Origin of the sequence: Streptomyces sp. NPDC017991 (genome assembly GCF_044328075.1) — a bacterium.
GTDB lineage: Bacteria > Actinomycetota > Actinomycetes > Streptomycetales > Streptomycetaceae > Streptomyces.
In genome coordinates this window covers 185053-208628 of the sequence record NZ_JBIRGP010000008.1, presented here as the reverse complement: position 1 = coordinate 208628, position 23576 = coordinate 185053, and the positions used below count along the sequence as shown (strand labels likewise).

The window sequence follows — 23576 nt, the reverse complement described above, 5'->3', positions numbered from 1 at the left end:
ACGCACGCATGTTTGGAGTCGGCCTTGCCGCACACGATCGACACCGCCGGAAAAGGGCCGGACGCCGTGACCGAGGAAGGCGAGGAAGGCTGGGTCGAACTGGGGTCGAGCGCCGAGCTGCGCGAGCTGCTCGGCGAACCCTGGCCCATCGTGATCGAGAAGGTCCACGACCGGCTCGCCGACCAGGACCGGGACATCATCGCCCGCTCGCCCTTCTGTCTGCTGGCCACCTCCGACTCGCGCGGCAACTGCGACGTCTCCCCGCGCGGGGACATCGCGGGCTTCACGCACGTCATCGACTCCGGCACGCTCGCCCTGCCCGACCGGCCGGGAAACCGCCGGGGCGACAGCTTCCACAACATCCTCGACAACCCGCACGCCGGCCTGCTCTATCTCATCCCCGGCAGCAAAGAGGTCCTGCGGGTCAACGGCCGGGCCCGCGTCCTCACCGACGCCCCGTTCTTCGACGCCATGACCCTGAAGGGCCAGCGTCCCGCGCTGGCCCTGGTCCTGGAGATAGACGAGATATACCTGCACTGCCCGGCGTCGCTGCGGCGCTCGGGAGTGTGGGATCCGGAGTCCTGGCAGACCGCCTGAACCCTTGCGCGGACACCCCCTGTCCAGCGCAAATAAGGTTAGGCTAACCTTCGTCAGGTGAGATCTGGTGAAGAAACAGCCGACACCCCGCGTCTGCGCGGTCACCACCTGTCGGCCACGAGCGTGACCGTCGCGTACGACGGAGTCGACGTCGTGCACGACGCGGCCGTCGCGCTCCGGCCCGGTGAGGTGACCGTCCTGGTCGGCCCCAACGGCAGCGGCAAGTCGACGCTCCTGCGGACGATCGCCCGTCTGCAGCGGGCCCGCCACGCCACGCTCAGGATCGACACCGCGACCGACGGCCTCGCCCTGAGCGCCCGTGAGTTCTCGCGGCACGTCGCCCTGTTGACCCAGGGCCGTCCCACACCCGGCGGACTGACCGTGCGGGACGTCGTCGAGTTCGGCCGCTACCCCTACCGGGGCCGCTTCGGCCGGCCCGACCCGGACGCGTCCGCCGCGATCGACCGCGCCCTCGCGCTGACCGGCGTCACGGACCTCGCCGAACGGGGCGCCGACCACCTCTCCGGCGGACAGCTGCAGCGGGTGTGGCTCGCCAGCTGCCTCGCGCAGGAGACCGGCGTGCTGCTGCTCGACGAGCCGACGACCTACCTCGACCTGCGCTACCAGATCGAACTCCTCGACCTCGTCCGCGACCTCGCGGACGACCACGGCATCGCCGTCGGGGTCGTCCTGCACGACCTCGACCAGGCGGCGGCCATCGCCGACCGGATCACCCTGCTCGAAGCGGGCCGCATCGTCGCCGACGGCCTGCCCGAGGACGTCCTCACCCCGGAACGCCTCACCGACGTCTACGGCATCCGCATCGACGTGGACCACGACCCCCTCACCGGCCGGCTGCGCACCCGCCCGATCGGCCGACACCACACCCGGCACACCCGCCACACTCGAACCGAAAGGCTCGGCACCACCTCATGAGACGCCTCCTGCTCATCGCGGCCGCCACCACCGCCGCGGCGCTCACCCTTGCCGCGTGCGGCACCACCGAGCCCGCCGCCGACAAGACCGAGAAGACGTCCGAGGCCATCACCCTCACCGACGGCGGCGGCAAGAAGCTCAAGCTCGACGGCCCGGCCACCAAGGTCGTCGCCACCGAGTGGAACGAGGTCGAGAGCCTCATCACGCTCGGCGTCGACCCGGTCGGCGTCTCCGACGTCAAGGGCTACAACACCTGGGACTCCGCCGTCCCGCTGAAGAACGAGCCGAAGGACATCGGCACGCGCGGCGAGCCCAGCATGGACACCGTCGCCGCCCTCGCGCCCGACCTCATCCTGGCCTCCTCGGACCTGGCGCCCGCGGCCGTGAAGCAGCTGCGCAAGGTCGCCCCGGTGCTGGAGATCAAGTCCGCGGACGGCTCCGACCAGATCGGTCAGATGCTGGAGAACCTCGACCTGATCGCCAAGGCCACCGGCACCACCGACCAGGCCGAGACGGTCCGCAAGGACTTCGAGTCCAAGATCACCGAGGGTAAGAAGGCCCTCGCCGACGCCGACCTCGCCGGTACGCAGATCGCCTTCGCCGACGGTTACGTCACCTCCAACCAGGTCACCCTGCGCCCGTACACCGACGGTTCCCTCATCGGATCCGTCAACAAGCGCCTCGGCCTGAAGAACGCGTGGAAGGTCAAGGGCGACGCGGCCTACGGTCTCGGGTCCACCGACGTCGAAGGCCTCACCGACCTGCCGAAGGACACGCAGTTCGCCTACATCGGCAACGACGACGACAAGACCGCCACCCCCTTCACCGGCGTGCTGACGAAGAACGCCGTGTGGAAGTCCCTGCCGTTCGTGAAGGCCGGTGACGTGCACCGACTGGACGACGGCATCTGGATATTCGGCGGCCCCGGGTCGATGTCGGCGTACATCGACGCTCTCGTCGCCGCGCTGACGAAGTAGCAGCCGAGACAGAAGCCGGCGAAGCAGAAGCAACGGAGCCATGGCCGTCACCGCAACCCCTCCCGTCACCCGCCCGTCGACGGCCACGTCCTGGGCGGGCGCGCCCGCGGTGACGGCCGCGCTCGTCCTGCTGGTCGTGGCCCTCGGGATCGTCGACATCACCCAGGGCACCGCCGCCGTCGGACCGGCCGAGGTGTTCAAGGCCCTGACCGGGCAGGGCGAAGGGGCCGACGCGTCCGTGGTCATCGCCTCCCGGCTGCCGCGGATGGCCGCCGGCGTCCTGGTCGGCGTCATCCTCGGCGTGGCGGGGGCCGTACTGCAGGCCGTCAGCCGCAACGTCCTCGCCTCACCCGACACCCTCGCGGTGAACGCCGGTTCGTATCTGGCGCTCGGCCTGGTCGGCGCCACCGGCGTCTCGCTGCCGCTGCTCGCCTCCTCCTCGGTCGCCTTCGTGGGCGGACTCCTCGCCGCGGCCGTCGTACTCGCCCTGTCCGGTCTCGGCACGGGCACCGTACGACTGGTCCTCGCCGGCACCGCGCTGGCCCTGGGCCTGAACTCCGTGACGGAGGGCCTGCTCCTGCTGTTCCCCGAACAGACCGAGGGCCTCTACCAGTGGAACCAGGGCAGCATCAGCCAGAACGGCTTCGACGGCGTCCTGCAGATGCTGCCCATCGCCCTGGCCGGGATCGTCGGGCTGCTGCTGGTCGCACGCCGCGTCGACGCGCTCGCCCTAGGCGACGACGCCGCCCGCGGCCTCGGCGTCCCGGTCCGCGCCACCCGCGTCACGGTGGTCGTCCTGGCCTCGCTGCTGTCGGCGGCGGCCGTCACACTCGCCGGACCCATCGGCTTCGTCGGCCTGTGCGCACCGGCCCTGGTGCGTCCGCTCGCCCGCAGGTTCAGGGGCTTCGCCCGCGCCCGTACGACCCTGCCCGTGGCGGGACTCGTCGGCGCGGTGCTGGTCCTCGGGTCGGACGTGCTGCTCCGGGCCCTCGTCCCCTCGGACCGGGCGGTCGCCGTGCCCACCGGAGTCGTCACCAGCCTGGTCGGCGCCGTGTTCCTGGTGGTGATGGCCCTGCGGCTGCGGGACACCTCCGGCGCCGAGGCCCCGGACCGGATACGCATCCCCAGCCGGACCGTGTTCCTGGTGACCCTGGCCGCTCTCGTCGCCGTGGTCGTCGGTGTCACGATCGCCGGCGCCCTGCTCGGCGACAGCAAACTCCTGCTCGGCGACCTCGCGAACTGGGCGCAGGGCCGGGCCGGCCGAGGGGTGTCCTTCGTCCTCGAAACCCGGATCCCCCGCGTGCTCGCGGCCCTGTGCGCGGGCGCGGCGCTCGCCCTGGCCGGCACGCTCGTGCAGGCCGTGACCCGCAACCCGCTCGCGGAGCCGGGCGTCCTGGGCGTGTCGGGCGGCGCCGCGCTGGGTGCGGTACTCCTCGTCACCACCGCGCCCGTCGCCGGCACCTGGGGGGTCGCGGGTGCCGCGTTCGCGGGCGCCGCGCTGACCTCCGTCGTCGTCTTCGGGCTCGCCGCCCGGGGCGGCTACCAGCAGAACAGGCTGGTCCTCGTCGGCATCGGCGTCGCCGCCGGTACCGCGGCGCTGATCAGCCTGCTCATCGTGCTCACGGACCCGTTCAACGCCACGAAGGCGCTGACCTGGCTGTCCGGTTCGACGTACGGCCGGACCATGCCGGACGTGCTGCCCGTCGCACTCGTGCTGGTCCTGGGCCTCGTGGTCGCCTTCGCCCGGCGCACCGAACTGGACCTCGTCTCCCTGGACGAGGACACCCCGCGCCTCCTCGGGCTGCCGCTGTCCCGGGCCAGGCTCGGCTTCCTGGTGGTGGGCGTCCTGCTCAGCGCGACCGCGGTCGCCTCGGCGGGCACCATCGGTTTCGTGGGCCTGGTGGCACCGCACGCGGCCCGCGCCCTCGTGGGCCGGCGGCATGTGCGGGTGGTGCCGGTGGCCGTCCTGCTGGGCGCCGCGCTCGTCTGTACGGCCGACCTCCTCGGCCGTACGGTCATCGCCCCCGCCCAGCTGGGCGCGGGCCTGATGACGGCCGTGATCGGAACCCCGTACTTCCTGTACCTGCTGGTACGGAGCCGGCGGTAGCCCCGAGGAGCGGTACGGGGCCATGACTCACATGATCCGGTCGATCCCCTCCTCCGCACGTCCACCGACAGCAGGGCCACGGCGCTTCCGCCGGACCGCACGAGGGCGGTCGGACGGCCGTCGGCCTCGACCCGGCGGACGTCCGGTCGGTCGGCGGCTCCCCCGGCCGGTGACGGCGTCGTCCCCCGTGCGAGGGACGACGCCGTCACCAGCCAGGGGGATGATCCCTAACAGTCCCGACTGTCATACTGACCGGCGTGCCCCGTGCGACGGCTTGGCGTGACACCTGGACCGCGACGCGACGGCGAGTGTCCGAACTCCCCCACGCGGGTGCGCTGTTCGGGACCCTGCTCGGGCTGTCCGCTGTCCTGGAATCCCTGGCCGAGTTCGTCGGCGACCACGGGTCGATACCCCGGCTGTTCGCCGACGCCACCGTGCGGGCCGGCCCGCACGACAGCGCGGCAGGCGTGCAGTTCGCCATGGTGGTCGGGCTGTTGTGCCTGTCGACCGCCCTGCCACTGGCCCTGCTGCGCCCCCTGGCGGCCGGGGTCACCGTCACCACCGCGAGCATCGGCTCACTCCTGATCTTCGAGACGCTGACGCTCGCGGGCCTCGCCGCCCAGCTCGTCGCCCAGTACCGGCTCGGCCGCGGCGGCTCCGTCCTGTCCGCGGCGCTCCTCGGCACACCCTTCCTCGTCCTGGCCCTCACCGGACCCGACGACACCGACCACCGTGTACGGGTCGTGCTCGTCGCGGCGCTTGTCCCGCTGGCCGCCTTCGCCGGACTGGCCGCCCGTTCCCACGAGCAGAGCCGGCGGCACAGCGCCGTCCGCGAGGTCATGGACGGCACGCGGTGGGAGAACGCCGCACGCGGCGAACGCGTGCGTATCGTCCGTGAGTTGCACGATGTCGTCGGCCACCACATCTCCATGATCGCCGTACAGGCCGAGACGGCCCGGATGGCCACCGCGGGCATGCCCGCCGAGGGCGCCGAACGACTGCTCGGCATCGGGGACACCGCCCGCGCGGCCCTGACCGAGATGCGCCGGCTGCTCGGCGTGCTCCGCGAGGACACCGAGTCCGTCACCGGCGGCGACCGCCGGCCGCAGCCCGACCTGGGACAGCTCCACGAACTGCTCGAAGAGGCCCGCAAGGCGTCCGCCACGTCCATCCGCCTCATCCTCAGCGGGTCACCGAGCGCACTGGACCCGGGCATCGAACTCGCGGCCTACCGCATCGTCCAGGAATCCCTCACCAACGCCCGCAAGCACGCCACCGGCGCCGCCGTCGACGTGGAACTCGCCTACGCCGACGAGGCCCTGCACCTGCGCGTCCGCGACAACGGCCCAGGGCCGCCCCCCGACCCGACCGCCGGCGGACACGGCCTGCTCGGGATGCGGGAACGCGCGTCCGCGGTCGGCGGCGACGTACACACCGGTCCGGGGTTCGGCGGCGGCGGCTTCGTCGTCGAAGCACGCTTCCCCATCAAGACGCCAGAAGCCCGATGACGTCAGAGACCCCATGACGGAAGAGACTTCATGACCAGCCCGTCCTCGCCGATCCGGGTCGTCGTCGCCGACGACCACGTCGTGGTCCGCACCGGTTTCGCCGCGCTGCTCGGCAGCCGGCCCGACTTCACCGTCGTACGGACCGCGTCCTCCGGAGCGGAGGCCGTCCGGGTCTGCCGCGAAGTCTCCCCGGACGTGGTCCTCATGGACATCCGTATGCCCGAGATGGACGGCATCGAGGCCACCCGACAGCTCGTGGGCTCCTCGCCCGACGGCGTCGACGTACCGCGCGTCCTGATCCTGACGACGTTCGACCTCGACGAGTACGTGTACGACGCGCTGCGCGCCGGAGCCAGTGGCTTCCTGCTCAAGGAGGTCACCGCCGAACGGCTCTTCGACGCCGTACGTGTCGTCGCCGCCGGGGACGCGCTGCTCGCGCCGGGCATCACCCGCAGGCTCATCAGCGAGTTCGCGCTGATGCCCGCCAGACGCGACACCACGCCCCCGCCCGGAATGAAGGCGCTCACCGCACGCGAGCGAGAGGTCCTGCTGCTCGTCGCCGAGGGCCTCTCCAATCCGGAGATCGGCGCCCGGCTGGTCGTCAGCGAGGAGACGGTGAAGACACACGTCAGCCGTATCCTCGGAAAGCTCGCGCTGCGCGACCGCACGCAGGCCGTGATCGCCGCGTACGAAACGGGACTTGTCGTGCCCGGCTCCCGCAAGCCGCGGTAGCGCGACCGGCGAGCGAACTCCGGTCGTCACCCTCGGGCAGCACTCGGTCCGTCCCTCCCGCGGGGGACGGGCGGACCGCGGACTGGCTCCTGTGAGTGGTGCGGAACATGGCTCCTGGCCGTGACGACCCGACCACTCCCTTCTCCCTAGTCTGCGGACATGGAGAAAGCGATCGATGCGTCGGACGCCAGGATCGAAGTCAGGGACGTGCACAAGCACTTCGGAAGCACCCGGGCGCTGGACGGGATGACGTTCGACGTCAGGCCGGGGCAGGTCACGGGCTTCGTCGGTCCGAACGGCGCCGGCAAGTCCACGACCATGCGCGTCATCCTCGGCCTGGACAGACCCGACAAGGGAACCGCGCTGGTCGGCGGGCGCCGCTACCGGCATCTGCGGACCCCGCTCACCCGTATCGGGGCGCTGCTGGACGCCGCGGCCGTGTTGCCGAGCCGTACCGCCCGCCATCATCTGCTGTGGCTGGCCCACTCCCAGGGGCTGGGCGCCGGGCGGGTCGACGAGGTGATCCGGCAGGTCGGCCTCCAGGACGTGGGCCGGCGCAAGGCGGGCGGCTTCTCCCTGGGCATGCGGCAGCGTCTCGGCATCGCGGCCGCCCTCCTCGGCGACCCTCCGGTGGTCATGCTCGACGAGCCCTTCAACGGCCTGGACCCCGAGGGGTTCGGATGGATGCGCGGCTTCCTCGCCTCGCTGGCCGAACAGGGACGGGCCGTGCTGGTCTCCAGCCACCTGATGAGCGAACTGCAGGACAGCGCCGACCACGTGGTGGTCGTCGGACGAGGCAAGGTCGTCGCCGACATGAGCGTGCGCGAACTGCTGGCGTCGATGTCCCGGGGCAGAGTGACCCTGCGGACGTCCGCGCTCGCCCGGGCCATGACGGCGCTGGCCCGCTCGGGTGCCACCGTGAGCTCCACGTCGGCCGACACGATCAGCGTGACCGGGCTGCCCGCGGAGGACGTGGTGTCGCTCCTCGGCCGGAACGGGGTGCCGTTCTCGGAGATCTCCGAGCACCGCGCCTCCCTGGAAGAGGCGTACATGGAGTTGACCCGGGACACCGTGCAGTACCGCGGAGCCGTTCCCGAGGAGGCCGGCCGATGACCGCCACGCTGACACCGCCCCGCGCGACCGCGCGACCGGGCCGGGGCGGCTTCGGACAGCTCCTGCACGCGGAATGGACCAAGTTCCGTACGGTACGGGGCTGGGTGTGGAGCACGGTCGGTGCGGTGCTGGTCATCTGCCTGGTGGGCCTGCTCGCCACGGCGGCCGGCAACAAGTCCGACCCGAACGGCAGTTCCGCGCTCCCGGTCGGCCCCGGTGGCGAAGCGGTCAACGACAGCTTCTACTTCGTCCACCAGAAGCTCCGGGGCGACGGCGGCATCACCGTCTCGGTGTCCTCGCTGGCCGGTGTCGTCCCGACCGACCCGGACGACAGTGGAAGCGGCCTCGCACCATGGGCGAAGGCCGGGGTCATCGTGAAGGACAGCCTCGACCAGGGGTCGTCGTACGCGGCGATGATGGTCACGGGCAGCCACGGCGTGCGGATGCAGTACGACTACACGCACGACATCGCCGGGGATCCCGGGGCGACAGGGGCGACCGCGGTGGCCTCCCAGGAGGTGCCGCGCTGGCTGCGCCTGCAGCGCACCGGCGACACGCTCACCGGCTACCAGTCGGCCGACGGTTCCAGGTGGTCCGAGGTGGGCCGTGCGGACCTCGCCGGGCTGTCGGCGGCACCGGAGGTCGGACTGTTCGTGACCTCCCCGTCCGTCCAGGACGAGACCGGCACCGGAACGGGCTTCGCCCCGACCGTCGCCACCGGCACCTTCGACCAGGTCGCCCTGGGCGGCCGGTGGACCGGCGGCTCCTGGGCGAGCGACCAGGTCGGCAGGGACGCCGGCACCTCCGCCAGCTACAGCCAGGACACCCGGGGCGGAGCCACCCCCTCCGGCGGCGGCTTCCAAGTGACCGGCGCGGGCGACATCGCTCCCGTCGTCGGCGGCCCCGCCACCAGCGGCGTACGGACCATCGAGAACTTCCTCGTCGGCGCGTTCGCCGGACTGATCATCATGGTCGTCGTGGGCGCGGGCTGCATCACCGTCGAGTACCGCCGGGGCATGATCGGCCTGACCCTGGCGGCCAGTCCGCGACGGGGCCGCGTCCTGGTGGCGAAGGGCCTGGTGGTCGGCGCCGTGGCCTTCCTCGTCGGTGTGGTCTCCGCCGCGGTCATGGTCCCCTTCGGGGGACAGCGGTCGGAGTCGCACGGCTTCCCCGTGCTGACGGTACCGACGGCCACCGAACTGCGCGTCGTCGTCGGTACGGGCCTGCTGCTCGCCGCGGCGACCGTCTTCGCCCTCGCCGTCGGCGCCATCCTGCGGCGCAGCGCCGTGGCCGTCACCGTGGTCGTCGTCGGCATGGTGCTGCCCTACCTCCTCGCGACCGCGTCCGTGCTGCCCGACGGGGCCTCGCGGTGGCTGCTGAGGGTCACTCCCGCCGCCGGCTTCGCCATCCAGCAGAGCATCGAGCGCTACGACCAGGTCGTCACCGTCTACTCGCCCTCGTCCGGATACTTCCCGCTGGCCCCCTGGGCCGGCCTCGCGGTCCTGTGCGCCTATGCCGCGGCCTCGTTCGCCGCCGCCGTGGTCCTGCTCCGCCGGAGGGACGCGTGAGATCCGCCGGACGTGCCGAATGGACGAAGCTGCGGACCGACGCGGGCAACGGCTGGTTGACGCTCGGCGTGGTCGCGCTCACCCTCGCGGTCGGTGCCGCGGTGGCCATGACGTCCAGGTGCGACGCCACCGGCTGCGGCGGGGACCCGACACGGCTCAGCCTCACCGGCGTGCTGGTCGGCCAGGTCGTCGTCGCGATCGTGGCGGTGCTGACGGCCGGCAACGAATACAGCACCGGCATGATGCACACGACGCTCACCGCGGTGCCGCGCCGGCTGACGGTCCTCCTCTCGAAGTCCGCCGTGCTCACCGCGGTGCTGCTGGTGGCCGGAACGGTCTCCGTCCTCGGCTCCCTGCTCATCGGCGGCCTCGTGCGGCCCGGCCGCGGCTTCACGGAGGAACACGGCTTCACGGCCTTGTCGTTGACCGACGGGCCGACGCTGCGGGCCGCCGTGGGCTCGGTCCTCTACCTCGTGCTGATCGGCCTGCTCAGCCTCGGTGTCGCCCTGGTCGTACGGGACTCGGCGACCGCCGTCGGGATCGTCCTCGCCCTGCTGTTCGTCCTCCCGATCCTCGCCCAGGTGGTCGCCGACCCCGACTGGCAGCGCCACCTCCAGCAGGTGTCCCCGATGACGGCCGGCCTCGCCGTCCAGACGACCGTGCACGTCGACGACCTGCCGATGGGCCCGTGGCAGGGGCTGGGCGTCCTGGCCCTGTGGGCGGCGGGCGCGATGACCGCCGGCGGCCGGCTGCTGTGTGTGCGGGACGCGTAGGGAAACGGGCGCACCCTTTTAGCTCATATGAACTGTTTCGCATTCTGGTGCCGGGTACCCGGCACCAGGGCGGAACGTGCCGTTCCGCCTGGGTCCGCCCTCCCTCGTCGTTCTGGAGATCTCATGTCAGGCCAGCACAAGAGCTCGTTCGCGACCGTGAACCCGTATACCGGGGAGACCCTCAAGGAGTTCCCGGTCATCGAGGGCGGACAGGTCGATGCGGCGCTTGACACGGCGGATCAGGCGTTCCACGCATGGCGGGGCCGGCCGATCGCGGAGCGCGCCGCCGTCGTGGGCCGGGCCGGCGAGCTGATGAAGGAGCGCAAGGAAGAGCTGGCCCAGCTCATCACTCTGGAGATGGGGAAGCTGATCTCCGAAGCGCGCGGTGAGGTCGATCTCGCCGCGTCGATCCTCGGGTACTACGCGGAGCACGGGCCGGACTTCGCCGCGGCCGAGTCGCTCGACGTGGAGGAGGGGGAGGCGTACCTCGTCGATGAGCCCCTCGGAGTCCTGCTGGGCGTCATGCCGTGGAACTTCCCGCTCTACCAGGTGGTCCGCTTCGCGGGCCCCAATCTGGTGCTGGGCAACACGGTGCTGGTCAAGCACGCCGGCATCTGCCCGCAGTCGGCGCTCGCGCTGGAGACGCTGTTCCGCGACGCACAGGCTCCCGAGGGCGTCTACACGAACCTGTTCGTGAGCCACGACGAGATCTCGCGCATCATCGACAGCCCGGTCGTGCGCGGAGCCTCCCTGACCGGCAGCGAGGGAGCGGGCGCCCAGGTGGCCGAGCGCGCGGGGCGGAACCTCAAGCCCAGTCTGCTGGAGCTCGGCGGCAGTGACGTGTTCATCGTCCTCGACGGTGAGAACCTGGAGCGTACGGTCAAAGCCGCGGTGGCGGGCCGGATGGCGAACACCGGCCAGAGCTGCGTCGCCTCGAAGCGGTTCATCGTGCTGGCGGACGTGTACGACGACTTCGTGGACGGGCTGCGCCGCGGCTTCGAGGCGCTGCGACCCGGCGACCCCGCCGACGAGGCGACCACCGTCGGGCCGCTCTCCTCGGAGCAGGCGGCGGCCGACCTGGCCGACCAGATCCGCGAGACGGTCGAACAGGGCGCGGACCTCGTCATCGGCGGTCACCGGATCGACCGTCCGGGGGCTTTCGTCGAGCCCACGATCATCACCGGCGTCAAGCCGGGCATGCGCGCTTACGCCGAAGAGCTCTTCGGGCCGGTCGCGGTGGTCCACCGCGTCGCCGACGAGGACGAGGCCGTCGCGCTGGCCAACGACAGCCAGTACGGACTCGGGGGATCCGTGTTCTGCGCCGACGTGGAGCGGGGCCGCAGGGTGGCGGAACGCGTGGAGACCGGCATGGTCTGGGTGAACCACCCCACCTCGACCCAGCCCGACCTGCCGTTCGGCGGCATCAAGCGCTCCGGCTACGGACGCGAGCTCTCGAAGCTCGGTATGCAGGAATTCGTGAACCGCAAGCTGGTACGGATCCTGCCGCCGGACGCGGAGCTGAGCGGAATCGCCGGCTGACCGCGCCACACCCCTCCGACTTTCGAAACCGCGACCACAGGAGTCATCGTGACCGCAGTACCCGCCCTCACCCTCAACAACGCGGTGCAGATCCCGCAGCTCGGCTTCGGCACCTTCCAGATCCCGCCGGAGGACACCAGGGAGACGACCCTGGCGGCGCTGAACACGGGCTACCGGCACATCGACACGGCGCAGATGTACGGCAACGAGAAGGAGGTCGGCCAGGCGGTCCGGGACTCCGGTCTCGATCGCGCCGACGTCTTCGTGACCAGCAAGCTCAACAACGACGCCCATGGGCACGACAACGCCCTCCAGGCTTTCGACCGCAGCCTGGAGAAACTGGGCCTGGACTATCTGGACCTCTTCCTCATCCACTGGCCGCTGCCCGCCAAGGGCGAATTCGTGGAGACCTGGAAGGCCCTGGAGGAGGTCTACCGCTCCGGCCGCGCCAAGGCCATCGGCGTCTCCAACTTCCAGCCGCGTCATCTGCGCCGACTGCTGGAAGGCAGCGACGTGGTGCCCGCGGTGAACCAGATCGAGGTGCACCCCTACCTCACCCAGGACGAGGTCAGGGCCTTCGACGCCGAGCACGAGATCGCCACCGAGGCCTGGTCGCCCATCGCCCAGGGCAAGGTCCTCGACGATCCGACCATCAACCGCATCGCGGAGCGGGTCGGCAAGTCGCCTGCCCAGGTGACCCTGCGCTGGCACATCCAGCGCGGTGACATCGTCTTTCCCAAGTCGGTGACCCAGAAGCGGATCGAGGAGAACTTCGACCTCTTCGACTTCGAGCTCAGCGAGGGCGACATCGGTGAGATCAGCGCCCTGAACCGGAACGAGCGGACAGGTTTCGACCCGGACCGCTTCAACGGCTGAGACCGGCGAACGGCGCGACCTGCCTCACCCCGCTGTCGATGGAACCGGGCGGGCAACAGGGGGGCCGATCCAACCACCCCGTTGCTTCGGATCACCTGTGGAAAGAGAGGTGAGGGCGATGACCGACGAAGAGTTCGCCGCATTGCTGGCCGAAGCCCGCCGGGAGATCCGCAGGCAGCACCTTGCCCCGCCCTCCTCCCAGGACCAGCGGGACAACGATGCCTACGCCACCAGGGCCCGCCACACGGAGTTCGGGGCGTGCGCGCACTGACTCCGTTCAGGTTGCGGGGATCGGCCTGCCGAGCATCGTGCAGACCGCCGCGTCCACCAGGGCCTGGTGGGCGGCGCCGGCCTTCGGCGGGACCAGCCCGAAGATCGTGCCGGTGAGGACCGGGACCGTGCGGTGCCCCACCGCTCCGCGGACCCCCGGCTGCGGGAGCTGGACTCGAACCGTCCGAGGACGACAACCGCCGGATCCTGGCGGTACTCGCCTACCCGGAAGGCTGAGCGGCCCGCGCCGTCACCAGGTGACGGGCAGGGCGTGGAGGCCGTAGATGATGGCGTCGTACTTGAAGGGGATCGCGTCGAGGTCGCCGACGGCGCGGAGCGTGGGGACGCGGCGGAACAGGGTCGGGTAGATGACCTGGAGTTCCATCCGGGCCAGGGGCTGGCCGACGCAGTGATGCGCGCCGGCGCCGAACGCCTGGTGCTGGCGGGCGTTGCGGGTCAGGTCGAGGCGGTCGGGGTCGGGGAAGACCGAGGGGTCCCGGTTGGCGAGTTCACCGAGGAGGATGACGCCGTCTCCGGCGCGGATGATGTGGCCGGCGACCTCGATGTCCTCCAGGGCGGTGCGGCGGCGGCCGAGGTGCACGATGGAGAGGTAGCGCAGGAGTTCCTCGACGGCGTCACGGATGACGGCGGCGTCGTCCGTGTCGCGGATCAGAGCCAGCTGGTCGGGGTGCTGCAACAGCAGGAGCGTACCCAGGCTGATCATGTTCGCGGTGGTCTCGTGTCCGCCGAGAAGCAGCAGCACACCCATCGTGGCGGCCTCGCGGCGCGCGAGTTCGCCCCTCTCGATCTGCGTGCAGAGGCTGGAGAGGAGATCGTCGCCGGGTTCGGTCAGCTTGCGGCCGACGAGCTCGTCGAGATACGTGGCGAGGTTGGTGTGGGCCGTCCGGCGCTCCTGGGGAGAGGCGACGGCGGAGACGATGGTCTTGCTGTTGGTCTGGAAGAACTCGTGGTCCTCGTAGGGGACTCCGAGCAGTTCGGAGATGACCAGGGACGGGATCGGCAGGGCGAGGTCCTGGACGAGGTCGGCGGGTCCGGGACCAGCCAGCATGGCGTCGATGAAGTCGTCGGTCATCTGCTGCACGCGCGGGCGCATCGCCTCGATGCGCTTGATCGTGAAAGTGCCGCTGACCATGCGGCGCAGCCGGGCGTGTTCGGGATCGTCCATGCCGACGAAGCTCAGGTCGGTGCCGCCGGCGTGGGCGTGGGCCGGGTCCACGGGGCTGGGAAAACCCGGCCGGGTGAACTCCGCGCTCAGGCGCGGGTCGGACAGCAGGGCCTTCTGCTCGGCGTGCCCGGTCACTGCCCAGGGGGTGCTGTCGCCCCAGGAGCGGACCCGGGTGACCGGCCCGTACCCGGACAGTGCCCGCAGGTCGGGGGAGGGGGCGAAGGGGCACTCGGAGGAACGCGGCGCGGGGAAGTCGGGGATGTCACGGCTGTGTGCTTCGAAGGTGGCGGGCGTGCTGGTCATGGTGTCCTCCAGTGGGGGGCCGCCTCCGTCGTGCGAGGCGTAAGAGGCGTAAGAGGTGCATGGGGGTGGGCGGCGTGCGGCGGGTCACCGCGGGGCGGCGGCCGATTCGGGCCGGGGCGCGGGGGCGTAACGGTCGAGGAGGTGTTGGCGGTGCAGGCGCGCCTGTTTGGGCATGTTCCAGCCGAGGACGGCGAGCGGGCGCCCTTCGTCGTCGAGGTACCGCGCGACGAACCGGCCCTGTTCCACGGCACCTTCGGCGATGTGCACGGTGGCGGTGGGCGCGGGCAGCCCGTACACCTGGATCTTGACGCCGAGCTGGTCGGTCCAGAAGTAGGGGACGGGGCTGTACGGGCGGTCCTCGCCCAGGATGTTCGCCGCGACCAGCATGGCCTGCTCGGTGGCGTTCGTGCGGTTCTCCAGCCGCAGCGACCGTCCGAGGCCTTCGTGGTGGAAGCGGGCCACGTCTCCGGCGGCGTAGATGCTGTCGGCGGCGCGGCAGCGGGAGTCGCACACAACACCGTCCCGCAGTACCAGTCCGCTGTCGGTCAGCCAGTCGGTGGCAGGGGTACCGCCGACAGCCGCGACGACGAGATCCGCGGGAAGGACTTCGCCGCCGGCCGTGCGGACACCGGTGACGCGTCCGTCGGCCGTCTCCAGTCCGTCCACCGGTGAGTCCCGGCGCAGCCGCACGCCGTGCTCGATGTGCAGCGCGGCAAGGAGTTGGGCGACCTCGCCGCCCAACTGCGCCCGCATCGGGGCCGCCTGCGGCCCGGCCAGGGTCACATCGGCGCCTATGAGACGGGCCGTGGCGGCGATCTCGGCACCGAGCACCCCGTCGCCGACGACCACGACCCGCCCGGCCTTCAGCAGTTCCTCGCGCAGTCGGCCGGCGTCGTCGAGGGTCCGCAGCACATGCACGCCCGCCGCCCCCGAGAGACCGGGCAGTCTGCGCGCGTGCAGTCCGGTGGCCAGTACGACGGCCTCCGCCCGCACCTCCGTTCCGCTCTCCGTACGCACCGTGCGCGTGGCGGCGTCGAGGGCCACCGCGCGCTCGCCGAGGACGAGTTCGGCGTCCAGGGCATCCAGTACGTCACGGGTACGCAGCTGGGCGCGCTCGGCCTCCCAGGTGCCGGCCAGCACCTGTTTGGACAGGGGCGGGCGGTCGTACGGCGCACCGGTCTCCTCGCCGAGCAGGGTGATCCGACCGCGGTAGCCCTTGCGGCGCAGGCTCTCGGTGACGGCCAGACCCGCGGCGCTCGCCCCGACGACGAGCACGTCGGACGGCGTGCTCACGCGTCCTCGTGCAGGTGGATGGCGGCGGCGGGGCAGACACCTGCCGACTCGCGGGCGCCCTCGTACTGGTCGGCGGCGGGCGCGGCGTCGAGCAGGACGACGATCCCGTCCTCGTCCCGCTGGTCGAACACTTCGGGCGCGATCACGACGCACTGACCGGCACCGCAGCACTTCTCCTCGTCGACGGTGATCCTCATGCTGTCTCCTCTGCTGGATGTGTCCCTCTGCCAGATCGCTCTGTCGGCTCGATCGGCTCTGTTGGACCGGTCGTTCAGTGGCGGGTGGTGGGCGCGGCGAGCAGTCCCACCAGCGCGTCCTCCAGGGCGTCGGCGGTGCGTTCCCAGGACGTGCCGGGATCGGTCGCGGCTTCGGCCAGGGTGCGTTCGCGCTCCGCGCAGACATGGGTGATCAGATGACGGGCCATCGCGGCGCGCTGGGGGCGGATCTCGGGGGGCACGATGTCGTACAGGCACCGGCCCAGTCCCTGGAGGGTGCGGCGCAGGCTGTCGCGGGTGAGTGACTCGTCCTCCACCAGCGTCCGCATCAGCGGGTCGGTCATCACCTGCGCGGCGAACCGCGCGTGCCAGGAGGGGACACCGAGGGCGGCGTTGTGCTCGGTCACCGGACGCAGCAGACAGCGCACCCAGTCCCGCAGGTCGGAACTGTCTCCGGCCGCCTCCACATGGCGCGTGCGGATCGTGTCGATCTGGGTGCCGTGCCTGGTCATGATGGCCCGTACGAGCGTCGCCTTGCTGCCGAAGTGGTAGCTGACGGCGGTGGTGTTGCCCTGGCCGGCCGCCTCGCCGATCTGGCGGTTGGAGACGTTCGACAGTCCGTGTTCGGCGTAGAGGCGCTCGGCCGCGGCCATGATGGCCTCGCGTGTGTCGGCGCCGCGGCCGGTACGGGGCTGGACGCTGTCCACCGTGCCACCGGCGCCGCCCCGCGCGACCGCGGCCGGTCGTGTCTTGTGGGTTTCACCCATGTCAGCCTCCCTGAGCCAGCCTTCTCGATCACTAGACACCGCCTCCTTGTTTAAGTCAACCGACTGACTTAAACGAAGAGCGGTCGGATACGTTCACCGGTCTACTGATCATGGTGGGCCGTCGCCGCACCGAGTGCGACGACCGATCCGGGTGCGGCGACCGATCAGCAACGACCCATACGAGCGGGGCGCATTGTCCAACAGCCGGGGAGGCGATGTCGGAGGTATCGCGAAATGCAGCCCGTGGTCATATGCCGTCGGTAATCTGCGGATCTCCTGCTTTCGAGTAGAAGAGGTGACGGGAGTCCGTGCCAGCGGGTTCCGAATCGATGGTCTCCTTGCCGGAGCAGAAGAGCACTCGTGGTGCGGGTCCCGCTGCGCAGCACTGTGAACCGTATCCGGCGGTGACAGTGGACGCGTCCGGCGTCGTGCTGTCCCACAACGCACAGGCCGCCGTGCTGCTGGCGCGGGTCGCTGTCGGTGCCGCGCTGGGCGAGGTGGCGCCCGCCTGGCTGATCGAGGCCCACCTGCGGCGGGTCAGCGGTGCGGGGGAGGAGCGGTCGGCATGGGCCGACGGCCGGATCGGCGCGCACGGGGTGAAGGCCCTCGCCGTACCGCGCGTGGACGGTGCGGTGACCTGGTGGCTGGTCGGTGACAGTGCTCCGCCGAGTGCCGCGCAGGAGCTGGCGCGTGAGCGCAGGAGAGCCGGACTGCTGCAGGAGCTCTCCTCCGAACTGCTCGCCTCGCTGGACGTCGACCGTTGTACGGCGATGACCGCGCAACGGGCCGCCCGGCACCTGGCGGACGCGGCGGTCGTCGTCGGGACGGGCGACGGACACGACTTCCCTGTGACGCGGTGCACCTCCGACGGGCCCGTGGTGCAGGAGCGGGTTGCCCTGGACCCGGCTCAACTGCCGGGCCTGGCCGAGGCGTTGCGGGGACTTCCCGCGGTGTCCTCCCGCTGGATCGATCCCCGCGAGGTGCCTTCCTGGGCAGTACCCGAGGGGTTCGTGAGCGATGTCGCCGACATCGGTTCGGCCGTCGTGGTGCCGCTGCCGGGGCACGGTGTGCCGACCGGATGCCTCATCCTGCTGCGCCGCCGCCAGGAAGCTACCCGCTTAGCCCTTCCCGGTCCACGGAACCGGGACGGGTTCACCCCCGCCGAGGAGTCCTTCGCCCAGCTCTTCGCCGCACGCGCGGGTGCCGCCCTGTCCGTGGCCCGTAGCCACACCCGCCAGGCGCACAGCGCCGAGGTGCTGACACGCGATCTGCTGCCGCCCTCACTCGGCCGGGTACACGGCATCTGCTTCTCCGGGGGCTACCGCGCCTCGGTGGCAGGCGAACTCGTCGGCGGCGACTTCTACGACCTGTACCCGGCGGACACACCGGAGGCCGAGACCGTCGCGGTACTGGGTGACGTGTGCGGCAAAGGGCTGGAGGCCGCGGTCGTGGCCGGCAGGGTCCGCCACGCACTGCAGGCGCTGGTTCCTTTCGCCGCCGACCACACCCGTTTGCTGACCCTCCTCAACGGCGCACTGCTGTCCTCGCACCGGACACCTTTCGTGACCCTGGTCCTGGTCACCGCTGTGCGCCAGGACGCACGGGTGCGACTGCGCATCTCCAGCGCGGGCCATCCCGCCCCGCTCATCGTGCGTGTCACCGGGCAGGTGGAGGAGGCCAGGACCGACGGCACGCTGATCGGCGTGCTCGCCGACATCGAGTTCAACACCGCCGAAGTCGCTCTGCAGCCCGGTGAGACCTGCCTGCTGTATTCCGACGGGATCACCGAGGCGCGCGGTGGGCCGCTGGGCGACGTGATGTTCAGCGAGGACAGGCTGCGCGCCGTACTGGCCCAGTGCGCCGGGATGCCGGCCGAGGCGGTCACCGAACGTGTGCGGATGATCCTTGCCCAGTGGGTGGGGGAGGGGCCGCACGACGACATGGCCGTCCTGGCGATCGGCGCGCCCCGCGACAACCGTCCGACCACGGTGGACGAACCCACCAGAGGAAGGTGAACCGCGTGACCGACGGCAAGCACACTCACTCCCTCGCCGAGCCGCGTGAGCAGTTGTGGCAGGCGCTCGGCGAGTGCGACGAGGCTCGCGCCGTCGCCATCGTGCGCCGCGCGCTCTGCACGGCAGAACGCGAGCGGGCGGCGGACCAGGCTCAGGCGGCGACGCAAAACGATCAGCCGGAGACAGAAGATGATCGGGCGGCTGGAGCACACGAGCAGGTGCCGGAGCACACGCAGGCGACCGCCACGGACACTTCGGCCGCTGAACGGACGCGTGCTGCGGGCGAGCGGGTACTGCTCGAACTGATCGCGCCGACGCAGGAGCGGGTGGGCCTGGCCTGGGCGGCCGATGACATCACGGTGGCGCAGGAACACGCTGCCACGGCGATCAGCGAACGGTGCGTCGCGGCCCTCGCCGACGCCACCGCGCCCGCCCTCACCGGCACGTTCGTGGGAAGGGTTCTGGTGTCGTGCGTCGACGGCGAGTGGCACTCCCTGCCCGCGCGTCTGGTCAGCGAGGTGCTGCGGTTACGGGGCTGGCGGGTCGACTATCTCGGGGCGCAGGTCCCCACCGAGCACCTGGTCGCACATGCGCGCCGCACCTCTGCGCAGGCGGTACTGCTGTCCTCGTCCATCCCGACGCTGCTGCCCGGCGCGCACAACGCGATCAGCTCGTGCCAGGCTGCCGGACTTCCGGTACTCGCCGGAGGTGCCGCGTTCGGGCCGCAGGGCCGCTATGCCCGGCTCATGCGAGCCGAATGGGCCAAGGACGCACCTGACGCGGCCACGCTGCTCGGCCGGCAGCTGACGCCGTCCGGTGCGCACGCGGCCCGCCTGCCCGATCTGGATCTGCCGCACCTGGCCGACCAGGAATACACCATGGTCCGCCGGACCGGGCTCCAGTTGGTCAAGCGGACCCTCGCCGACGTCGAGGACGGGTTCCCCGAGACGCGCCACTACAGCGAGTACCAACTGGAGCGCACCGTCGAGGACATCGACTTCATCGTCGGGCACCTCGCCACCGCTCTGTACGTCGACGACCCCGACCTGTTCACGACGTTCATCACGTGGACCGCGGACATCCTGGCCGCCCGCGGTGTCCCGCCGCGCTGCCTGCTCCCCGCTCTGGACTCGCTGCTGAACCAACTCAAGGACTTCCCCCGAGCGGTCGGCATCCTCACCGCCGCCCGCAGCCGCCTCACCCCTCCGCCCGAACTTCCCGGCTGACCACATCGCGCAACACCTGACCTCGGTGCCCTGCAAGTCCGACACGCTGCCGTCACACCCCGGCAGCGGCGTCACGGACGGTACGTCGGCGACTGGAGTCGGCTGGTTCCGGTCGGGTCCGTCACTGCCGCGCTGGGCGTGGTCGCGGCCGGCCTGGCCGACTCCACCTGCTGACCTGGATCTTCGTCGTGCTCGCCGGGATCGCGATCCTGTGCCGGTGTAGGCGCCGTGCTCAGAGTCGATGACGAGCTCGCAGTCGGTGAAGTCCCACCATGCATGCGTCAGCCGATACCACGTCTTGCAGATGCTTTCCTTGGCGCTGAACAACACCGGTCCCCAGTAAGAAACGGCTGGTGGACTTCGGCGTCGATGCCGACGAGGCGATGCCCTGCGTGGTCGGACTTCAGTGAACTAGTGACCGCCGCGGCGCGATACCCGTCGCAGTGCATGAGGCTGCCCACCACTCCGTCAGCGAACCGTCGCGAACTCCGCGCGTCGCGTCGCTACGGCGCGCGCGATCGCCGCGATCCCGGTTCGGTCGGTCACGTAATTGATCGACACCGTGCGCGTCCCCTGGCGGACAGGATCCAGCACCGCTGATCGTGTAGTTAGGGTAGCCTACCCTCGCTGGGCTGGGAGGCAGCTCCTCGAAGGGAAACCAATTGAGCATCGAACCGTTGGCCCTTGACGGGGTCGTTCCATTTCCGTCGGAGACGGCAGCCAAGTACATCGCCGAGGGGTACTGGCGCGATCAGACGCTGCCGGAGCTGCTGTTCGCCACCGCGGAGCGCTGTCCCGACAAACTCGCTGTCATCGACCGCAAAGCCGAGTTGAGCTATGCACAGCTCACGGACGAGGTCCTGCGCCTCGCTGCCGGCCTGCGGGATCTGGGGCTGAGCCGTGGCGACCGGGTGGTGGTGCACCTGCCCAACATCTATGAGTACATTGCCTTCGTCTTCGCCTTGTGGGAGCTCGGGGCGGTTCCCGTCGTCGCTCCCATCGCGCACCGCCGTGCCGAGATCGAGCACTTCATCGAGATCGCCGAGGCGCGTGCCTACATCACGGTCGCCTCGGACAGCGGCACCGATCTCGCTGCGATGGCTGCCGACCTGAAGCAGCGATGGCTCCATCTGGAGCACACCGTAGTACTCGAACGTGATGGCGGCGGCGCCGAGTACAAGGCGCTGCAGTCGAAAGGATCGCTTGAGCACGCGCGACGGTGCAGCCCGCAGGACGTCGCTCTGCTGCAGATGTCAGGCGGCACGACGGGCGTTCCGAAGCTGATGCCGCATACTCACCAGACGTACGGCTACGCACTGCGGCGAAGCGTTGGGGAACGGGGCATCACCGAGCGCACCGTGCACATGATGGTCATACCGATCTGCCACAGCATGTCGACGCGTTCGCCCGGATTTCTCGGTGCGTTCAGCGTGGGCGCCACCATTGTGATCGCACCGAACGGCAGCCCCGATGCGACGTTCCCGCTGATCGAGAAGCACGGGGTGACCCGCGTTTCGCTGGTACCTCCGATCCTGCTGGCCTGGCTGAACTCCTCGCTCCGCAAGTCCTATGACATCTCCAGCTTGAAGGTGCTCATGTGCGGCGGCGCGAAGCTGAGCGAATCAGTGGCGGGTCGGGTCGAGCCGGAGTTCGGCGTGCAACTGTCGCAGAGCTTCGGGATGGGAGAGGGCCTCGTCGTCAGCAATCCCGCCGACGTCGATCGGGCCACCAGTGTGCGATACCAGGGCCGGCCGGCCTCGGCGGCCGACGAGATCCTCGTCATCGATGACGAGGGCAACGAAGTGCCACCCGGTGCCCCCGGTCACCTGCTGACCCGGGGACCGTCGGTGATTCGCGGGTACTACCGCAACCCCGAGCAGAATGCGCTGGCGTTCACCAGCGATGGTTTCTACCGCACCGGTGACATCGTCGAGCGGGACGAGCGCGGATTCATCAGGGTCGTGGGGCGGTCGAAGGACCAGATCAACCGGGGCGGCGAGAAGATCGCGCCCGAGGAGCTGGAGAACGCGCTGCTCACTCATGCCGGCGTCCACAACGTCTCCGTCGTCGGCGTCGACGACGAGGTTCTCGGTGAACGTGTCAAGGCGTATCTGATTCCCCGGACGCCGGAGAGCGCGGCCGAGCTCACCCTGGGCAAGCTGCGCCAGTTTCTGCGCGACAAGGGTCTCGCCACGTTCAAGCTCCCCGATGTCGTGGAGGTCGTCGACGAGTTCCCGTACACCGCGGTCGGCAAGGTCAGCAAGCGTCTTCAGCGCGAGCAGAACTAGACGCATGTCGAACGAGACCACACGTGTCCTCGTCGTGGGCGCGGGCCCCGTCGGAATGGTCTGCGCGCTGGCGCTGAATCGGCGCGGTATCCCGGTGACCGTTCTCGAATCCGAGCCGGCGCCGGTGCAGGATCAGCGCGCGGCGACCATCCATCCGAGCACACTGGAGATGCTCGACGCCCTGGGCGTCACCGAGAAGATCCGGGCGCACAGTCTGCTCTCCAGCACCTATCGCTTCCACGACCGGCCGACCGGAGAGGTCGTGGCGGAGTTCGATCTCGGCCGACTCAAGGACGAGGTCCGGTTCCCGTACGTACTGCAGTATGAGCAGTACAAGCTGACCGCGGCCATCGCCGAGGAATACGCGAACGAATCCGACTTCGACGTGCGGTTCTCCCACACGCTGACCGGTCTGACCGAAACCGCAAGCGGCATCGAGGTGGAGTACACCTCACCCGCCGGCACAGAACGCATGGCAGCGGCCTACGTCGTCGGCTGTGACGGTGGCCGATCGACGGTGCGCAAGTTCGCCGGCATCGAATTCGAGGGATTCACCTACCCGGAGCGGTTCATCAAGATCGCGACCAGCTTCGACCTCAAGACCGTCAAGCCGGATCTGGCCTTTCGCAACTACTTCTCCGACCCCAATGAGTGGGCCAACGTCTTCAAGGTGCGGGGAGAAACGCCCGACGGGCTCTGGCGGGTAATTCTGCCGATCGGCCAGGACGAGGACGACGCCACCGCGTTGTCGCCGGCGCGCGTCGAGCAGCGGCTGCAGAAGTTCCTCCCGAAGACTGGCTCGTACGACGTCGAGTACCGCAACGTCTACCCAGTCAATCAGCGCGTGGCCGCGACCTTCCGTCAGGGGCGCATCCTGCTCGCCGGCGACAGCGCGCACGTGAACAACCCGATCGGCGGCATGGGCATGAACGGCGGCATCCATGACGCCATCAACCTGACGGAGAAGCTCGCGAAGGTGATCGCCGGTGAGGCCGGCGACGACCTGCTCGACCTCTACAGCCGCCAGCGCCGCCATGCCGCGGTGAACTACGTACAGGCCCAGACGATCGCCAACAAACGGTTGTTGGAAGAACGTGACCCCGAGGTGCGTCGACACAACTTCGACGAACTGCGCCGCACCGCCGAGAAGTTCGATACCGCCCGCGCCTACATGCGCCGCGCGGCCCTGTTCGACAGCCTGCAAGACGCTGCCGCCATCATCTGAGCCATCGGCTCCGAGTCTGGTGCAGTACGGCTCGCCGTACTGCACCAGACAACGAAATCCAC

At 70.3% G+C, this 23576-nt stretch carries 20 protein-coding genes and 1 pseudogene; 16 read left to right on the top strand and 5 right to left on the bottom strand.

Annotation, left to right across the window (positions count from 1 at the left end; genetic code table 11):
- Nucleotides 1–24: 24 nt before the first annotated feature.
- The 12 genes and pseudogenes from ACH4DZ_RS24085 to ACH4DZ_RS24030 all read left to right on the top strand — a co-directional run bounded on the left by ACH4DZ_RS24085 (nt 25) and on the right by ACH4DZ_RS24030 (nt 12997).
- A complete protein-coding gene (locus ACH4DZ_RS24085; protein ID WP_398289359.1) occupies nt 25–597 on the top strand; it encodes an MSMEG_1061 family FMN-dependent PPOX-type flavoprotein in 573 nt (190 codons plus the stop codon).
- A 57-nt stretch (nt 598–654) separates the two neighbouring features.
- Nucleotides 655–1533 carry an ABC transporter ATP-binding protein gene (locus tag ACH4DZ_RS24080; RefSeq protein WP_398289358.1) on the top strand — a complete coding sequence of 293 codons (879 nt, stop codon included), beginning with the start codon at nt 655–657 and terminating at the stop codon, nt 1531–1533.
- The gene (locus ACH4DZ_RS24075; RefSeq protein ID WP_398289357.1) at nt 1530–2510 is read left to right on the top strand and encodes an iron-siderophore ABC transporter substrate-binding protein; all 981 of its coding nucleotides are present in this window, start codon (nt 1530–1532) and stop codon (nt 2508–2510) included. The genes ACH4DZ_RS24080 and ACH4DZ_RS24075 overlap by 4 nt, the downstream gene beginning before the upstream one ends.
- 37 nt (nt 2511–2547) lie before the next feature.
- A pseudogene (locus ACH4DZ_RS24070) lies at nt 2548–4617 on the top strand (iron ABC transporter permease); the annotation flags it as partial.
- 257 nt (nt 4618–4874) lie between these two features.
- Complete coding sequence (locus ACH4DZ_RS24065) at nt 4875–6125, top strand: sensor histidine kinase (protein WP_398289356.1); 1251 nt, start codon at nt 4875–4877, stop codon at nt 6123–6125.
- Between the two features lie 30 nt (nt 6126–6155).
- Nucleotides 6156–6857, top strand: a complete 702-nt coding sequence (locus tag ACH4DZ_RS24060) for a response regulator (protein ID WP_398289355.1) — start codon at nt 6156–6158, stop codon at nt 6855–6857.
- Between the two features lie 159 nt (nt 6858–7016).
- The gene (locus tag ACH4DZ_RS24055) at nt 7017–7970 is read left to right on the top strand and encodes an ATP-binding cassette domain-containing protein (RefSeq protein WP_398289354.1); all 954 of its coding nucleotides are present in this window, start codon (nt 7017–7019) and stop codon (nt 7968–7970) included.
- Entirely contained in the window at nt 7967–9538 is a 1572-nt protein-coding gene (locus ACH4DZ_RS24050; protein ID WP_398289353.1) for an ABC transporter permease subunit, read from the top strand. The genes ACH4DZ_RS24055 and ACH4DZ_RS24050 overlap by 4 nt, the downstream gene beginning before the upstream one ends.
- Nucleotides 9535–10311: an ABC transporter permease gene (locus ACH4DZ_RS24045; protein ID WP_398289352.1), complete on the top strand. Its 777-nt coding sequence runs from the start codon at nt 9535–9537 to the stop codon at nt 10309–10311. Before ACH4DZ_RS24050 ends, ACH4DZ_RS24045 begins: the two co-directional genes overlap by 4 nt.
- A gap of 123 nt (nt 10312–10434) precedes the next feature.
- Nucleotides 10435–11850 (top strand): NAD-dependent succinate-semialdehyde dehydrogenase, encoded by a 1416-nt coding sequence (locus ACH4DZ_RS24040; RefSeq protein WP_398289351.1) that lies wholly within the window; start codon nt 10435–10437, stop codon nt 11848–11850.
- 48 nt (nt 11851–11898) lie between these two features.
- A complete protein-coding gene (locus ACH4DZ_RS24035) occupies nt 11899–12726 on the top strand; it encodes an aldo/keto reductase (protein WP_398289350.1) in 828 nt (275 codons plus the stop codon).
- A gap of 118 nt (nt 12727–12844) precedes the next feature.
- Nucleotides 12845–12997, top strand: coding sequence for a hypothetical protein (locus ACH4DZ_RS24030; protein ID WP_398289349.1), 153 nt, complete (start codon nt 12845–12847; stop codon nt 12995–12997).
- A 6-nt stretch (nt 12998–13003) separates the two neighbouring features.
- On the opposite strand, the gene ACH4DZ_RS24025 is transcribed toward ACH4DZ_RS24030, so the two are convergent.
- The 5 genes from ACH4DZ_RS24025 to ACH4DZ_RS24005 form a co-directional block, all read right to left on the bottom strand.
- The gene (locus ACH4DZ_RS24025; protein ID WP_398289348.1) at nt 13004–13138 is read right to left on the bottom strand and encodes a hypothetical protein; all 135 of its coding nucleotides are present in this window, start codon (nt 13136–13138) and stop codon (nt 13004–13006) included.
- A gap of 108 nt (nt 13139–13246) precedes the next feature.
- Nucleotides 13247–14485 (bottom strand): cytochrome P450, encoded by a 1239-nt coding sequence (locus ACH4DZ_RS24020; protein WP_398289347.1) that lies wholly within the window; start codon nt 14483–14485, stop codon nt 13247–13249.
- Nucleotides 14486–14569: 84 nt separating this feature from the next.
- Complete coding sequence (locus ACH4DZ_RS24015) at nt 14570–15778, bottom strand: NAD(P)/FAD-dependent oxidoreductase (protein ID WP_398289346.1); 1209 nt, start codon at nt 15776–15778, stop codon at nt 14570–14572.
- Nucleotides 15775–15975, bottom strand: a complete 201-nt coding sequence (locus ACH4DZ_RS24010) for a ferredoxin (RefSeq protein ID WP_107018848.1) — start codon at nt 15973–15975, stop codon at nt 15775–15777. The genes ACH4DZ_RS24015 and ACH4DZ_RS24010 overlap by 4 nt, the downstream gene beginning before the upstream one ends.
- Nucleotides 15976–16049: 74 nt before the next feature.
- Complete coding sequence (locus tag ACH4DZ_RS24005; protein ID WP_398289586.1) at nt 16050–16646, bottom strand: TetR/AcrR family transcriptional regulator; 597 nt, start codon at nt 16644–16646, stop codon at nt 16050–16052.
- 443 nt (nt 16647–17089) lie between these two features.
- On the opposite strand from ACH4DZ_RS24005, the gene ACH4DZ_RS24000 reads away from it, so the two are divergent.
- The 4 genes from ACH4DZ_RS24000 (at nt 17090) to ACH4DZ_RS23985 (ending at nt 23514) form a co-directional block, all read left to right on the top strand.
- Entirely contained in the window at nt 17090–18775 is a 1686-nt protein-coding gene (locus tag ACH4DZ_RS24000; protein WP_398289585.1) for a PP2C family protein-serine/threonine phosphatase, read from the top strand.
- A 5-nt stretch (nt 18776–18780) separates the two neighbouring features.
- A complete protein-coding gene (locus tag ACH4DZ_RS23995) occupies nt 18781–20001 on the top strand; it encodes a B12-binding domain-containing protein (RefSeq protein WP_398289345.1) in 1221 nt (406 codons plus the stop codon).
- Between the two features lie 662 nt (nt 20002–20663).
- Nucleotides 20664–22289: a (2,3-dihydroxybenzoyl)adenylate synthase gene (locus tag ACH4DZ_RS23990; RefSeq protein ID WP_398289344.1), complete on the top strand. Its 1626-nt coding sequence runs from the start codon at nt 20664–20666 to the stop codon at nt 22287–22289.
- 4 nt (nt 22290–22293) lie between these two features.
- The gene (locus ACH4DZ_RS23985; protein ID WP_398289343.1) at nt 22294–23514 is read left to right on the top strand and encodes an FAD-dependent oxidoreductase; all 1221 of its coding nucleotides are present in this window, start codon (nt 22294–22296) and stop codon (nt 23512–23514) included.
- Nucleotides 23515–23576 lie beyond the last annotated feature (62 nt).

Excerpts from the sequence above, each read along its gene's own strand:
- ACH4DZ_RS24075 (WP_398289357.1), top strand. The coding sequence starts at position 1,530 with ATGAGACGCCTCCTGCTCATCGCGGCCGCCACCACCGCCGCGGCGCTC.
- ACH4DZ_RS24060 (WP_398289355.1), top strand. The coding sequence starts at position 6,156 with ATGACCAGCCCGTCCTCGCCGATCCGGGTCGTCGTCGCCGACGACCAC.
- ACH4DZ_RS24055 (WP_398289354.1), top strand. The coding sequence starts at position 7,017 with ATGGAGAAAGCGATCGATGCGTCGGACGCCAGGATCGAAGTCAGGGAC.
- ACH4DZ_RS24050 (WP_398289353.1), top strand. The coding sequence starts at position 7,967 with ATGACCGCCACGCTGACACCGCCCCGCGCGACCGCGCGACCGGGCCGG.
- ACH4DZ_RS24040 (WP_398289351.1), top strand. The coding sequence starts at position 10,435 with ATGTCAGGCCAGCACAAGAGCTCGTTCGCGACCGTGAACCCGTATACC.
- ACH4DZ_RS24030 (WP_398289349.1), top strand. The coding sequence starts at position 12,845 with ATGACCGACGAAGAGTTCGCCGCATTGCTGGCCGAAGCCCGCCGGGAG.
- ACH4DZ_RS24020 (WP_398289347.1), bottom strand. The coding sequence starts at position 14,485 with ATGACCAGCACGCCCGCCACCTTCGAAGCACACAGCCGTGACATCCCC.
- ACH4DZ_RS24010 (WP_107018848.1), bottom strand. The coding sequence starts at position 15,975 with ATGAGGATCACCGTCGACGAGGAGAAGTGCTGCGGTGCCGGTCAGTGC.
- ACH4DZ_RS24005 (WP_398289586.1), bottom strand. The coding sequence starts at position 16,646 with ATGGCCGCGGCCGAGCGCCTCTACGCCGAACACGGACTGTCGAACGTC.
- ACH4DZ_RS24000 (WP_398289585.1), top strand. The coding sequence starts at position 17,090 with ATGGTCTCCTTGCCGGAGCAGAAGAGCACTCGTGGTGCGGGTCCCGCT.
- ACH4DZ_RS23985 (WP_398289343.1), top strand. The coding sequence starts at position 22,294 with ATGTCGAACGAGACCACACGTGTCCTCGTCGTGGGCGCGGGCCCCGTC.